General features: G+C 63.3%; 12 protein-coding genes. All 12 read right to left on the bottom strand.

From position 1 onward, the window contains the following. Nucleotides 1-59: 59 nt before the first annotated feature. The 12 genes from E8L03_RS09640 to frr all read right to left on the bottom strand — a co-directional run bounded on the left by E8L03_RS09640 (nt 60) and on the right by frr (nt 13446). On the bottom strand, nt 60-869 hold the full coding sequence (locus E8L03_RS09640) for a nitrilase-related carbon-nitrogen hydrolase (RefSeq protein ID WP_171267228.1): 810 nt from the start codon (nt 867-869) through the stop codon (nt 60-62). Nucleotides 870-904: 35 nt separating this feature from the next. Beyond that, nucleotides 905-2014: a glycosyl transferase family 2 gene (locus E8L03_RS09635; RefSeq protein WP_171267227.1), complete on the bottom strand. Its 1110-nt coding sequence runs from the start codon at nt 2012-2014 to the stop codon at nt 905-907. Nucleotides 2015-2402: 388 nt separating this feature from the next. Beyond that, on the bottom strand, nt 2403-4256 hold the full coding sequence (locus tag E8L03_RS09630) for an autotransporter outer membrane beta-barrel domain-containing protein (protein WP_171267226.1): 1854 nt from the start codon (nt 4254-4256) through the stop codon (nt 2403-2405). A gap of 96 nt (nt 4257-4352) precedes the next feature. Further along, the gene (fliS, locus tag E8L03_RS09625; RefSeq protein WP_171267225.1) at nt 4353-5168 is read right to left on the bottom strand and encodes a flagellar export chaperone FliS; all 816 of its coding nucleotides are present in this window, start codon (nt 5166-5168) and stop codon (nt 4353-4355) included. A 24-nt stretch (nt 5169-5192) separates the two neighbouring features. After that, the gene (fliD, locus tag E8L03_RS09620) at nt 5193-6908 is read right to left on the bottom strand and encodes a flagellar filament capping protein FliD (protein ID WP_171267224.1); all 1716 of its coding nucleotides are present in this window, start codon (nt 6906-6908) and stop codon (nt 5193-5195) included. A gap of 150 nt (nt 6909-7058) precedes the next feature. Then, entirely contained in the window at nt 7059-7952 is an 894-nt protein-coding gene (locus tag E8L03_RS09615; protein ID WP_144233439.1) for a flagellin N-terminal helical domain-containing protein, read from the bottom strand. A gap of 187 nt (nt 7953-8139) precedes the next feature. Beyond that, nucleotides 8140-8976, bottom strand: coding sequence for a tRNA (adenosine(37)-N6)-threonylcarbamoyltransferase complex dimerization subunit type 1 TsaB (gene tsaB, locus E8L03_RS09610; RefSeq protein ID WP_171267223.1), 837 nt, complete (start codon nt 8974-8976; stop codon nt 8140-8142). Continuing rightward, entirely contained in the window at nt 8945-10015 is a 1071-nt protein-coding gene (gene rseP, locus E8L03_RS09605) for an RIP metalloprotease RseP (RefSeq protein ID WP_144233441.1), read from the bottom strand. The genes tsaB and rseP overlap by 32 nt, the downstream gene beginning before the upstream one ends. A 51-nt stretch (nt 10016-10066) precedes the next feature. Further along, nucleotides 10067-11296 (bottom strand): 1-deoxy-D-xylulose-5-phosphate reductoisomerase, encoded by a 1230-nt coding sequence (gene dxr / locus E8L03_RS09600; RefSeq protein WP_171267222.1) that lies wholly within the window; start codon nt 11294-11296, stop codon nt 10067-10069. A gap of 16 nt (nt 11297-11312) precedes the next feature. Then, complete coding sequence (locus E8L03_RS09595; RefSeq protein WP_171267221.1) at nt 11313-12164, bottom strand: phosphatidate cytidylyltransferase; 852 nt, start codon at nt 12162-12164, stop codon at nt 11313-11315. A 3-nt stretch (nt 12165-12167) separates the two neighbouring features. Further along, entirely contained in the window at nt 12168-12848 is a 681-nt protein-coding gene (gene uppS, locus E8L03_RS09590; RefSeq protein ID WP_244963712.1) for a polyprenyl diphosphate synthase, read from the bottom strand. A gap of 43 nt (nt 12849-12891) precedes the next feature. Beyond that, nucleotides 12892-13446 (bottom strand): ribosome recycling factor, encoded by a 555-nt coding sequence (gene frr, locus E8L03_RS21005; RefSeq protein WP_144233445.1) that lies wholly within the window; start codon nt 13444-13446, stop codon nt 12892-12894. Nucleotides 13447-13448: the final 2 nt, after the last annotated feature.

Raw genomic sequence — 13448 nt, 5'->3', positions numbered from 1 at the left:
CCCGGCATTCGCATCGTTGCATCGTTATTCCAGTATACTACGTCTTCCGTCCCTGGTGATCAAGAAACTATGGAGGAATTCTCCACCGGGTAGAACGGAGAACGTCTGGTGTTGAACAATCGGCGAGCGCGCTCCAGCAAGGCGCTGTCGTACGGCGCGGCCCGCAGGTCTTCCTCGTCATGGCAGCCGAAGAGCAGCTCGCCCCACGGTGAGATCAGGCAGGAGTGGCCGGCCAGCTCTCCCAGGGGCGTCCAGCCGCAGCCGTTGCAGGAGAGCACGAAGCACTGGTTCTCGATGGCCCGCGAGCGCAACAGGGGGCTGATGTGCATCAGCCGCTTGAGCGGCCACTGGGAGGAGACCACGAAGCAGTCCACGCCGCGTTCGTTCTGGTGGCGGAAGAGCTCCGGAAAGCGGATCTCGAAGCAGATGGCGAAGCCGAAGCGGATGCCCTCGATCTCGTAGACTGTAGGCGGAATCGGGCCGGGAATGAAGTGATCCTCTTCCTTGGTCTGCGGAAACAAATGTTGCTTGCGGTGGACGCAGACCGGCGCCTCGGCCTTGGGGTCGAGCACGTACATGGCGTTGTACAGGCCGCCGTTGCCTTTATCCCACAGGCTGCCGGCCAGGGCCACGCGGTTCTCGCGGGAGAAGGCGTGGAGATCGGCGAGCAGGGAAGGCGTCTCTGCCGCCAGCTCCTCGCTGTTGGCGTAGTCGAAGCCGCCGTAAAATATCTCGGGCAGGGCGAGCAGGCCGCGCGTGCCGCCGTTCTCGTTTTCAGGCAGGTGCTTCAGCGCCTTGGCGAGCTGGGCCAGAAGGGGCGCGCGTTTCTGGTAGACGGGTATCTGGCAAACGCCAAGATGAAAAGCCACGGATAGCGTCTCCTTGCTGGGGGTTGGCGCTCGTTCTAGGCGTGATCGGAGCCCAGGACAAGCACAGCATCATGCCATGAAGCGGCGATATCGTCGAGCAGAGAGCAGGACAGGGTGGGGTACTCCTTGGCCAGACGGTGGCGCACACCGCTGCCGGCCCGGTCGAAGACCGCCAGCTTGGCGCTCAGCAGCTCCGGGCTCTTGAGCAGCCGGGACAGATGGATGATGGACACGGCCGGGGCGATGGCCGTGGGGCCGGTGAGCCCGGCCGCGCGCTCGTGCACGGGCCGCTCGAAGCGCACGCCAGGGTCGACGCGGAGGAGGCGAAGCTGCATGTCCGGCCAGAGGCCGTAGCCTACCTTGCAGTGGTCGGCGTCCGGGTAGAGCGTGCGCCGCGGCAGATGCCAGCCGGCGATGTCCATGGCCGCCAGGCGGGGGATGAGCGCCCAGGACGCCGCATCGAGCCGTTCGTCGCCGTCCAGGAACAGCACATGGCCGCCATCTACGGCGTCGAGGCAGGCGTTGCGCTGGGCCGCAAAGTCACCGTTCAGGGGCCGGGCGATGTGGCGTATCAGAGCGCACGAGTGCGCATCGGCCAGCCGCGCAGCCTCCTCGGGAATCTCGGGAGCATCCCAGGTCACCACCCACTGCCGGGCCCACGCCGGTGTCTGGGCGAAGAACTCGTCCAGGGCCGGCTCCTGCGGATGGAGGATGGCGGCCAGCACAGGCGGTGCGGGCGCCGGCTTTTCTGGAATGGGCTGGCGGCGCGCAGAGGCCAGCAGCCGGCGCAGGTCGCGCAGGGCGTTCGATGAAGGCCCTGGAGATTGATGCGCGGTCGGGTTCTGCATGATCACGGCCGTGTCCGTGCCGTAGCCGGACAGAGCCAGGAGCAGGAACAGAGCGTGGGGCGAAGCGTCCACCAGCAGGTGGCGGCGTCCGTCCGGATCGGCCCAGTCGGGCAGGCACGGCTGGCCATTTGGGTCCGTATCGAGCACGGCGCGGACGCGGTCCGGGTCGGCGTCGCAGACCGTGAACTCGGCGCCCGGCGGCAGGACTCCAGGCGCGGCCAGCTCCCGCGCAAGGCTGCCGTCGCCAAAACCCAGCACCAGCAGGCGGGAACGCCCGGTCTGCGTAAGCATGCGCATCGCGCGATCCGCCGTGGTACGAGGAGCGGCAGAGGTTGCTAACTGTGCGGATGGAGCCACCTGACCGGAGCCTAGGCGGAACGCAAGCACCTGGCGGGTGTACTCGCGGAATAGTTGCGCGCGCCGCGCGGCATGCACCATGGCCGTGATGGTGCCCTCAAAACGCAGGGAAGCGCAACCTTTTGCGCATACTGGACATGCCAGGAGGGCAGGAAAGAGAGGGCACTACTGGACAGGACTGTGGCGGGGTGAGGGAAAGGCGCTTGCGCAGACGGTTACCGCAGAATGCAGCATTGGCCGCTCAAGAGCGCGCCCACTGGATGTCGCATGCCGAGCCGGCGTATCCGCGGCGCTTCAGAATGCGTGGCAAGACGACAGCGTGTGGCAGCTACGCGGCGATATCCGTCCCCGTCTTTTGCGCTGCTGCTTCGTCGCCGGCATCGGCACTGGCTTTTGCGTACATCTGCGCGACATGCTTGGAGTCAGATCCCGCCCCCATGTTGATGGAGAACCCTGACTCGCCGCGTGATTCCCTGCCAAGCTCGCCAAAAGCCAGCTGGTCGTTGCCATTCCCCATGTCCACATGCAACCGGGCATTGCCGAGCAGTTGGTTGCCAACAACAGAAGCATACAACCGGTCGTCGCCGTCGCCGGTATCGATATTCACCGAGGAATTTTCGATCAGGTCGGTTGCAATGTGGGTCGCGGACAGGGAATCGTTGCCAGTCCCAGTCGTTATGTTCACCTGGGAGTTGCCCGCCAGAAAGGTACCGATCCAATCAGCGTACACCGAGTCGTCCCCGGCGCCGGTGTCCAGGTTCACCTTGGCATTGCCGGCAAGCTCCGTGCCGAGCCAGTGGATGCGCACGAAGTCGTTGCCGTCCCCGGTGGAGACGTTGACCTGGGCATTGCCGCTCATGCCGAACCCGACCCACGAGCTGGTGAATCTGTCGTTACCGTTGCCCAAGCTCAGATTCACTTGCGCGTTTCCGCCTGTTATTGCGCTCACCCAACTGCTGTCGACGGAATCATCCCCGTCGCCCATGTCGACGTTCACGCTTGCATTGTCCGAGAGTCCGGCCCCAATCCATGATGCGGACAGCTTGTCGTTGTCCCTGCCCATGCTCAGGTTGACTTCCGAGTTTCCACCGGACAGTGAGCCGAGCCAGCTGATGTCTGCCGAATCCCGGCCCGCGCCGGTGTCTGCATCGACCAGGACGTTTCCTTCGTTCATGACGCCCAGATAGGAGCTGGAAATGCGGTCGTCGCCCGATCCGGTATGCAGTCGGAATATGGCGTTTCCGCTGGAGAAGCCGCCCATGTAGCTGGCGCTGATGGTATCGTTGCCCTCGCCCATATCGATGTCCACCTCGGCGTTGCCGCCCATGGTGGTGGCGATGGTGTTTGCCTGGATCGTGTCGTTGCCGGAGCCGGTATCAACAGTGAGGGAGGTATTGCCGCTTATGCCGTTGCCCAGGCTGTCGGCGGTAATGACATCGTTGCCGGCGCCTGTCTGGATGTTTCCATTCCGGATCGTCTTGGCTTTGATGTAGTCGTCGCCGCTTCCCGTGTCGATTGATCCGTTATACGCCGAGGTGAGTATGACGGTGTCGTTGCCGGCGCCTGTGCTGATGTTCTGGGAGGTGCCTTCGAGAGCCACGACAACGTCATCTCCGTCGCCGCTTTCAATGGATCTGTAATAATCGTTGAGGAGGACGATGAAATCGTCCCCGGAAGTCGCGCTTGAACTTCCAAATGCTTCTATGTGCAGCGCTCCGGATTCATCCTCGTTGACGATCGTGCTGCTGGAGACAAGATAGCGCTGCTCTGCTTCTCCCTCGGCCCCTGCAATGGAAAGCATGAACTTGGCTGACTGGGATTCGTCGCCCGCACTCCCATTGATGCCGTGTATGGTCACGCGTCGTCCGGAGCGTGTCGTCATCTCGGCAATGGAATCCCCGAGTTCGAACTCCTGATCAGCTCCAACGGCGACGGGTCCGGTGTCCTCTAGATGCTCAACACCGAGCGGGATGTCGGTGACGGGCTCGTGAGCGTTCTCAGGGACCGGAGCGGCTGCAAGCAGTTCGCGTCCTGCATTGGATATTTCAACGGTATCGCCGCCGGGCGCGGAAGCACTCGACTCCTTCCCGCTCTTTTGGGGGAAATCACCGACAGGGGCAGGTTGCGCAACGTGAGCTTCTATCGGCAGGGTGCCGGGCCCGACCTCGAATATCCCATCCATGGTTCGCTCCTGGACCAGGTTCGTAGTTCTAATAAACTACTCGGTCAGAAGCGGGGAATTCTTTAACTGCTGAAGCCCGGCTTTTTCAGCTCGGCTCTAGTTGGATTGCGAGGCCATCTTCTTGTAGATGGACGCCCCGGCCAGCAGGCGGCCTCTGTTGGGGCTCGGCGCGGCCGGTTGGGGCTGCTCTTCCGGCTGCTGGGCCTGCTGCGGCGCTGCGGCGGCTCCCTGTCCGTTGACTTCGGCGACCTGCGCAGGCGCGGCGTCCTGGTTGACGTCCGGGGCGGCCGATTTTGCCGGTGCATCCGGGGCGGCCTGCTTTGCAGGAGCCTGTTTCGGCGCTGACGGAGCGGCAGGGGCCTTGGCCGGAGCTGGGTTGCGGGCGATGTGCGTGGCCAGGGATTCCAGAGGCGATTGGCCGCGCTGGGGCTGAGCTTGCTCCGAGGCCGGAGCGGCGTCATTGTCGGCGCCGTCCTTGTTGAGCAGCACTGGAGGCCGCGGACCAGACTGCCTGGGTGCCGCCTGGGGCGCAGGCTGCGCGCCGCCCTGCTTTTCGATGATCTCCGAGTAGGCGGAGCGCAGGCCGGAGAGGATGTCGATAACCTCGTCGACGAGTGCGGTGTCCATGTTCATGTTGGCCAGCAGCAGGCGGGTGTTGCAGTAGAAGTAGAGGTTGTGCAGGTTCTGCGCGATTTCCCCGCCCTTCTGGGCGTTGAGGCTGCCGTCCAGCTCGGCGATGATGTCCAGCGCCTTGGAGATGAGGATGCCCTTTTGGGCGTAATCCTTTTCGAGGATCTTCGCCTGTGCCTGGCGCAGAAACTTGACGGCTCCGTCGTAGAGCATGAGCAGAAGCTCGCCCTGGGAGGTCGTGGAGACTTGCGTCTGTAAGTAGGCTTGCGCTGCCTTCTGCATGGATGAGGACTCCGTACGTAATGCTTATTTCTGGCTGAGCTGGCCGATCTGGCTGGCGAGCGAGGTGTTTATCTGATCGTATTGGCCGAGAGTGGCTTCGAGGCGGGCGAACCTGTTGCGCAGGTCGCGGGCCATCCGGTCCAGCCGGACCGTCTCGTAGTCGATTTTCTTGTCGATGCTCTGGATGATGTCGTCGTAGTTATCCTCCAGAATGTGCATGGGGCCGGATTCCTGGCTGGTGAGCTGCTTGAGCAGATTGGCCAGCTCGCCGGTCTTGCCCTGCTTGATCTGGATGACACCAGATCCCGAAGAATCGTTGGGAAAGTCGTTGATCTTGATTACCAGACCCTTGGCCGGGCCGTCCATGGCGGTGATGGTGCCTGCCGAGTTGTCCACCTTGGCCGTGCTGCCGGCAATGGAGGCGGAGGTGATAGCCCCCCCCGAAACCTCGTACTTCACATCATAGGCGCCGGGTTCGGTCACGAGCAGATGGGAGTAGTAGCTGAAGTTGCCGGAATCGACCTTCTGGTCGCCAATGCTGTCCGCGGCAAAGAGGGCGGCGACCGCATCCACATTCGAGGCCAGGGTGTCGGCGAGCAGCTCTTCATCGATGACGAGCAGGCCTTCCGTGGCGGAGCCTTTTTCCGCATCCGTGAGAATGCCGACCTGGGACAGGGTGGAGTAGAAGTCGCCAGTCGGAGGCGGCCCTTCGTCGTAATGGATAAAACCCTTGGCAAGACCGGCAGATGCCTGCTTCAGCTGGCTGTCCACAAGCTGGAAGGCATAGTTGCCCGTCATGATGGAGCCTCGCTGCTCCACATCGTCAAACTTGGTGAGCTCCATCATCATGCTGCGGACTTCGTTAACCTTTTCAACGAAGGTGTGCACGTTTTCGCTGACGCCCTCCAGGTCGGTGGCGACGGATATCTGGACTTCGGTGGGCGGCGAGTCGCCCGTGCTTTTGAAGTTCAGAGTGATGCCTTCGATGACGTCGGACACGGTGTTGGAGTCGGTTTGTATCCAGGCGTCAGAGGCAGAAGGCCAGCCGTCCACCTTGAACATGGCGTTCTGGTTGACCTGTGTGGTCTCAAAGTCAGAGGCGTCGTCAAAGCCGGGGTCGGTCATGGTGGACGCGGTGGCGTTGAAGGACAACGAGGCGTTGGAGCCGAGATCCAGCCCGCGAATCTGCAGGTGGTAGTTGCTGCCGTCGCTGACCAGGCTGGCGCGCACGCCGGGGTTGTCCGGATCACTGTTGATCAGGTTGACGAGCCCTTCGAGCGTGGTGCCCGCGGCGACGTCCAGGGCGTATTCCTCGCCAGCGTAGGAGTATGCAAACTGCTCGCTGGAGGACCCGACGACCTTGTCATCTTTGTTGGCGTACCCTGTCTTGGAAACGATGATGGCGTTTTTGGCGAGTTGCTTTATCTGGACGGAGTGGGTCGCCACCTCGGCGTCGGCGTCGGCCGAAGCCGTGAGCACACCTTCGTTGGTGCTGGCCACGTTCTTGGTGAGGAACGAGTTCATGGTGTCCATGCTGGAGAGCGTGGTGCGTAGCTCGAGCATGGCGGAGTTGATATGCGTGATGGCCTCGTTCTTGAGCTCCCACTCCTGCTTCCAGTTCTCGAGCTTACGCTTGTGCGTCCCCTCGATCTCGATGAGCTTATCGATCATGGTCTGGAAGTCGGTTCCAGAGCCAAGACCGGTGAAGTTTATTTGTCCTGAAAGAAGATCGTCAGCCATGGCTGTATGCTCCTACTGGGTAGAATATTCCCTTGAGAAAGGGATTCCCGGTATGTTTTGCAAACTCAGTGCCATGGAACGAGTACAGCCGGACCGCCACGAAAGGCGGTCCGGCCAGGATTTATTGTGTTATGAAGCGCGGGCCATGGCCTAGCCACCGCCCAGCAGCTGCATCGCCATCCGCGGCAGGGAGTTGGCCTGCGAGAGCATGGCCACTGCGGACTGGGTGAGGATCTGGTTGCGCACGAAGTTCGTCATCTCCGAGGAAACGTCCACGTCGGAGATGCGGGACTCGGCGGCCTGCAGGTTCTCGGACTGGATCTCCAGGTTGGTGATGGTGTTCTGCAGGCGGTTCTGCATAGCGCCCAGGTTCGCGCGGATCTTGTCCTTGGAGACAATGGCGTTTTCCAGGGCCACGAGAGCCTTCTGCGCGCCTTCCTGCGTGGAGATGGAGAAGCCGTCGCCCTCGGCGGACTGGTTGCCCACACCCAGGCTCGACGCGGTCGCGCTGTTGATCTGGATGTAGTAGTAGTCCTCGGCGGAGTCGTTGGCCGTGCCGAAGTGGACCTTCATCTTGCCGGTGGACTGCAGACCGGAGCCGTCGTGGCTGCTCGAAGACAGGTTGCCGTTGAGCAGGTAGACGCCGTTGAAGTCCGTGGCGTTGGCGATACGGGTGATTTCCGAAGCCATGGCCTGATACTCGGAGTCGATGATCAGACGCTGATCCGAGTTGTAGGTACCGGTGGAGGCCTGCTCGGCCAGTTCCTTCATGCGGATCAGCTTTTCATCGATAACGCCCAGGGCGCCGTCGGCCGTCTGGATCAGGCTGATCGCGTCGTTGGCGTTGCGCACGCCTTGGTTGAGGGCGGAGATGTCCGCGCGCATGAGCTCGCGAATTGCCAGACCGGCGGCATCGTCAGCTGCCGTGCCGACCCGGAGGCCGGAGGAGAGACGGCGGACAGAGGTGCCAAGGTCGCCATACGAAGAGCGCAGGTTGCGCGCTGCATTCGTGGCCATCAGGTTGTGATTGATAACCAGAGACATGATTGCTTCCTCCTTGAAGAGTGTACGTCTCGGCGTCCATGCCGAGCTGCGGGGCAAAAAACACAGGCCAATTCCGTTTGGCCTATTTCCCCGGCGTGTTACTCTAAAAGATCGACTGTCCCTGGAAAGTCTTTAGGGGGGCTTAAGAAAGATTTAGTGCAGGTGTTGATCGAATAAATACAGTTGGTTACTCGGAATCGGCGCGGGCGCGCAGAATTTTTTCCCGCGCTTCTTCCGCAGAAAGGCCGCGCAGGGCGGCAATGGCGGGCAGGTTTTCCTCGGCGTCGGAGCCGCGCAGATAGAGCGGCTCGATGGGCTGCCGGGAGAAGGTGAGATTCGCGGCCTCGGTGATGAACGCCTTGGGCGTGGGGTGGGCCATGTCCACGGGCAGCACGGCTACGTCCACCTGCGCCTGGGCAAAGAGCTCCTCCAGCGGCTCGCGGTTGCGCTCCATACCAGTGCCGACCAGCAGGCGGATACCGGGATGCGCGGCCACCAAAGCCGGAACATCCTCCAGCATCAGCACGTCCGGCGCGGTCACGGGCTCGCCGTCAGGCAGGGAGAAGCCCTGGCAGTAGACCTGCCGTCTGCGGGCGTGGGTGACCATGAACAGCGTGCCAGGGCCCATCTTTTTCGGTGGGATGGCCTGGATCACGGCGCGTGCGGCCAGGGGCAGGTAGTCCATGCCGGCCAGGGGAAGCTCCAGCGCTTCGGCCAGACCCAGACAGGCGGACAGGGTGAGCCGGAGCCCGGTGAAGCTGCCCGGTCCGCGTACGCAGGCCAGGCGCAAACCGCCGCGCTCCAGCGGGATGGATGCCTCCTCCAGCACGCGCTGCATGGCCGGCACGAGCACCGGGTTGGCGCGTCCGGCCACGGCGTGTTCCTCGAAGCGTAGCAGCCGGTACGCCCCCCCGCCGCCGGCCTGAGCCGGGGCGAGGAGGCAGAGCTGGATATGCATCTCGGCCCCGTTGAGGCAGAGCACGGGGCTGGAATCAGGAGCCGCCGAATATTCGGGCGATGTCATTGTATGTAGCCAGAAGCATGAGCGTGATGAGCAGGACGAAGCCGACCCGGAAGGTCATCTCCTGAACCCGTGGGCTGACCGGCTTGCGGCGGATCATCTCTATAATCAGAAAGAGGATGTGCCCGCCGTCCAGCACGGGAATGGGCAAAAGGTTGATGATGGCCAGGTTGACGCTGATAAGCGCCGTGAGTGCGAGCAGGTTGCCGAAGCCCTGCTGGGCCTGCTGGCTCACCAGCTGGGCGATCATGATGGGACCGCCCACGGTGTCCAGCGGGATGGCGCGCTCGATGAGCTTGGCAAAGCCCTGCACGGTGAGGGATATGTAGTCCCAGGTGCGTTCGATGGACAGGACCGCCGCGGAACCGCCGCTCACGGGCACCACGCGGTGGTCGCCTGAGCCCACGATGCCGATGAGGTAGCTCTTCTCGTCCTCGCCAAAGAGGTTGGGGCGGGTCATCAGCTTGGGCTTCAGGGCCTTGGTGATGGTCTCGTCGCCGCGCTCGATGGTCAGGGTCACTTCCGTGCCATTGCTGGCCGAGATGGTGTTGGAGAGGTCGCTCCAGGTGTCGATCTCCTTGCCGTTCACCGTAAGGATGCGGTCGCCCTTCATGATGCCGGCTGCGGCGGCCGGGGACTCTTCCTGCACCTGTCCGATTACGGGCAGGGGCTCGTACATGCCCTGGGCCCAGAACAGACCCCAGAAGATGAGCCAGGCCAGGATGACGTTGAAGACCGGGCCGGCCAGGATCACGAGGGTGCGCTGCCAGGCGGGCCGGCGGTTGAAGTGCTCGCGGGCGGTAAATCCTTCCTCAAGCTGGTCGTCCTCGCGCTCGCCCACCAGGGAGACATAGCCGCCCAGGGGAATCCAGGAGAGGCGGTACTCGGTCTGGCCGTAGCGCTTGCCGAATACCTTGGGGCCGAAGCCGAGGGAGTATGTTTTCACGCCCATGCCCATGAGCTTGGCAACGAGGAAGTGGCCGAGCTCGTGGAAGGCGATGAGCACGCCTAGAACAATGATGAATGCCGCGACGCTTTGCATGGCGGTATGTGGAACCTCCTGAAGGATGGGGGCCGGAAAAACAGGGCCGTTTTACAGTGTTGCGGCCCACTCCCTCACTTTATGGCGGGTCTCGGTGTCTATGTCCAGTATGGCGGGAAGATCGAGACGCGCGTCCGCGGCGGCGTGGATGGCGTTCACAGCCTGTTCGCACAGCCGCGGTATGGCGCCGAAGGCGATGGATTCCCCGAGAAAGAGCGACACGGCTTCCTCGTTGGCGGCGTTCAGGGCCACGCGGGCGGCCTGGGACCCGGTGCGCGGGTCCAGGGCCTCGAAGGCCAGGCGCAGACAGGGAAAGGTAGTAAGGTCGGGCTCCTCGAAGGTCAAGGTGCCGGCCTTGATAAGGTCCAGAGGTTCGAGCTGCAGGGGCAGCCGCCGGGGCCAGCACAGGCAGTAGGCGATGGGGATGCGCATGTCCGCCGGGCCGAGATGGGCGAGCAGGGAGCCGTCCTCGTACTCCACCAGGGAGTGGACGATGGACTGCGGATGCACGACCACGTCGATATGCTTCGGGGACAGGCCGTAGAGCTGGTGCGCCTCGATGACCTCCAGCCCCTTGTTCATCAGGGTGGCGGAGTCGATGCTGATCTTGGCGCCCATGGACCAGGTGGGATGGGCCAGCGCCTGCTTAGGCGTGACTTTCTCCAGAAAGGCGGCGTCCCTGCCGCGGAAGGGACCGCCCGAGGCGGTGATGATGATCCGCCGCAGGCCGTGGCCTGCGTGGCCGGCCATGGCCTGGAACAGGGCGTTGTGCTCGGAGTCCACAGGCAGGACCACGGCGTTGGTCTCGCGGCATGCCTCGCGGATAAGCTCGCCGGCCAGGACCAGGGCTTCCTTGTTGGCCAGGGCCACGATCTTGCCGGCGCGGACGGCGGCCAGGGTGGGGCGCAGTCCGGCGGCGCCCACCACCGAGGAGAGCACCACGTCAGCCTCGTCCAGAGAGGCCAGGGTCTCGTACCCCTCAGGTCCAGTCAGAATCTGCGGTCTGTAGTTGGAGGGCAGGAGCGTGGCCAGCTCCCTAGCCAGAGCCTCGTTGAGCACGCAGAGGTAGTCTGGCCGGAACTGCTCCGCCTGCACGGCCAACCGGGCGATGTTGCGGCCGCCGGCCAGGGCGACCACGCAGAAGGAGTCCGGATGCTCCGCCGCCACGGCCAGGGCGTTGCAGCCTATGGAGCCGGTGGAGCCGATGACGGACAGCCGCCTGGGAAAGGGAGGCAGCGCGTCCGGCTCTGGCAGGGCGGATATGTAATTGGCCGTGGTCATGTGGCGCAGGATGCGGCTAGGCCGCGGAGCCGAAGAGGGCGAAAACCTTGGGCAGGGCGTAGCACAGGATTACGTACACGGGCGCGGCCAGCAACAGGCCGTCGATGCGGTCCAGCAGGCCGCCGTGGCCCGGCAGGAGGTTGCCGGCGTCCTTGACGCCCACGGTGCGCTTGATGGCCGACTCGAAGAAGTCGCCGAGCTGCGCGGCAATGGCCAGGGCGGCGCCGAGCACCGGCAGGAGTGACCAGTGCAGCCCGGCCATGCCCGGCAGAAGCTTGCCGAAAACCATGCCCGCCACGAGTGCAGCCAGGGCCGTGCCGACCACCGAGGCCAGGGAGCCGGCCCAGGTCTTCTTGGGGCTGATGGAAGGCCATATCTTGGGGCCGCCGATGTACGAGCCGGCATAGTACGCCGCCGTATCGGACACGGCCGCAAGCGCGACGACCAGCGCGGCCTCGGCCGGGGTCATGATCAGAAAGGTCAGAATGGAGCAGCCCACGTAGACCAGACCGGTGGGCATGACCAGGTGCGTGGAGTAGCGCGAGGGCACGTCCGGCTGGAGCTCCTCGCCGCAGATGAACGTGTAGGCGACGTTCACCACCCAAAAGCTGGACAACGCCACGATGAAGCCGGCCATGGGCGTGAAGAAGTAGGTGACGGCGAGCATCAGGACGTAGAGGACTATGCCGCCCAGGCGCGCATGCAGCGGCAGGGAGAACAGGCCGTAGAACTCCCAGAGGCCGATGAGTGTAGCCGCGCCCACGAGCGCGTAGTAGGCGATCCCGCCGATGACGAGACAGACGGCGAGGACAGCAATGAGCACGCCGGCCGTGGCAAGTCGTTTGATGTGACTTGCGGAGAGAGCCATGTATTACTCCTTGGTTCCGACCTGCTCGCTGGTGGAGCCGAAGCGGCGTTGGCGCGAGGCGTAGTTCGCCAGGGCGATGTCCAGCTCGGCCTCGTCGAAGTCCGGCCAGAGCTTGTCCGTAAAGTAGAACTCGCTGTAGGCGGCCTGGAAGAGCAGGTAGTTGGAAAGCCGGAGCTCGCCGCTGGTGCGGATGATGAGGTCCGGATCGGGTTGGCCGGCGGTGTAGAGGCGCTGGCTGAAGGCTTCCTCGGTGATCTCTTCCGGCGATACGCCGTCGGTCATGAGGCGCCGGCAGGCTCGCAGGATCTCATCGCGTCCCGAGTAGTTGAGGGCGAGGTTGAGGATCATGGATTGGCCGCCGCGCGTCTTGTTGATGGCCAGACGCAGAGCTTGGCGTGTGGCGAAGGGCAGCTCCTCCAGCTCGCCGAGCACGCGCAGCTGCACGGATTTTTCCACGAGCTTGCCGAGCTCGCGCTTGATGAACGACTGGAGCAGGTCGAAGAGGAACGAAACCTCGTCCTTGGGCCTGCTCCAGTTCTCGCGCGAGAAGGTGTAGAGCGTCAGATGGCGGATGCCGCGCGCATGGCAGGCGTCGAGGATGCGCTTGGCCGTCTCACTGCCGGCCTTGTGCCCCTCGCTTCGGGGCAATCCACGCTGCTTTGCCCAGCGGCCGTTGCCGTCCATGATGACGGCCAGATGTGCGGGTACGATATCCTGGGCAGGCAGCTTAGATCTCCATGATGTCCTTTTCTTTGTTCTCAAGGACCTTGTCGATGTTGGCCACGTAGTCGTCCGTGAGCTTCTGCACGTCTTCCTGGCCCTTGTGCATCTCGTCCTCGGAAATCTCTTTCTCGTTCTTTTTCTTCTTGAACGCGTCGTTGGCGTCGCGGCGGATGTTGCGCACGGCGATCTTGGCGTCTTCCGAGTACTTGCGAGCGATCTTGGCCAGCTCTTTGCGGCGCTCCTCGGTGAGGGGCGGGATGTTGATGCGGATGAGCTTGCCATCGTTGACCGGGTTGAGCCCGAGGTCGGATTTCTGGATGGCCTTCTCGATCTCGCCGAACGCGTTGCGGTCCCACGGCTGGATGGCGATGCTACGGCTGTCCGGGACAGAGATGGAAGCCAGCTGGTTCATGGGTGTGGGCGTACCGTAGTAGTCCACCTTGAGCTCATCCACCAGCGTGGTTGAGGCACGGCCGGTACGCAGCTTGCTGAAATCACGCTCCAGGCTCTCAATGGCCTTTTCCATGCGTTCCATTGCGTCGTCGAGTATTGTCTGCATTG

Origin of the sequence: Oceanidesulfovibrio marinus (assembly GCF_013085545.1) — a bacterium.
In the GTDB taxonomy this organism is placed as follows: domain Bacteria; phylum Desulfobacterota; class Desulfovibrionia; order Desulfovibrionales; family Desulfovibrionaceae; genus Oceanidesulfovibrio; species Oceanidesulfovibrio marinus.
Note: the sequence above shows the minus strand (reverse complement) of the source record. Positions and strands in the feature narration are given on the sequence as shown.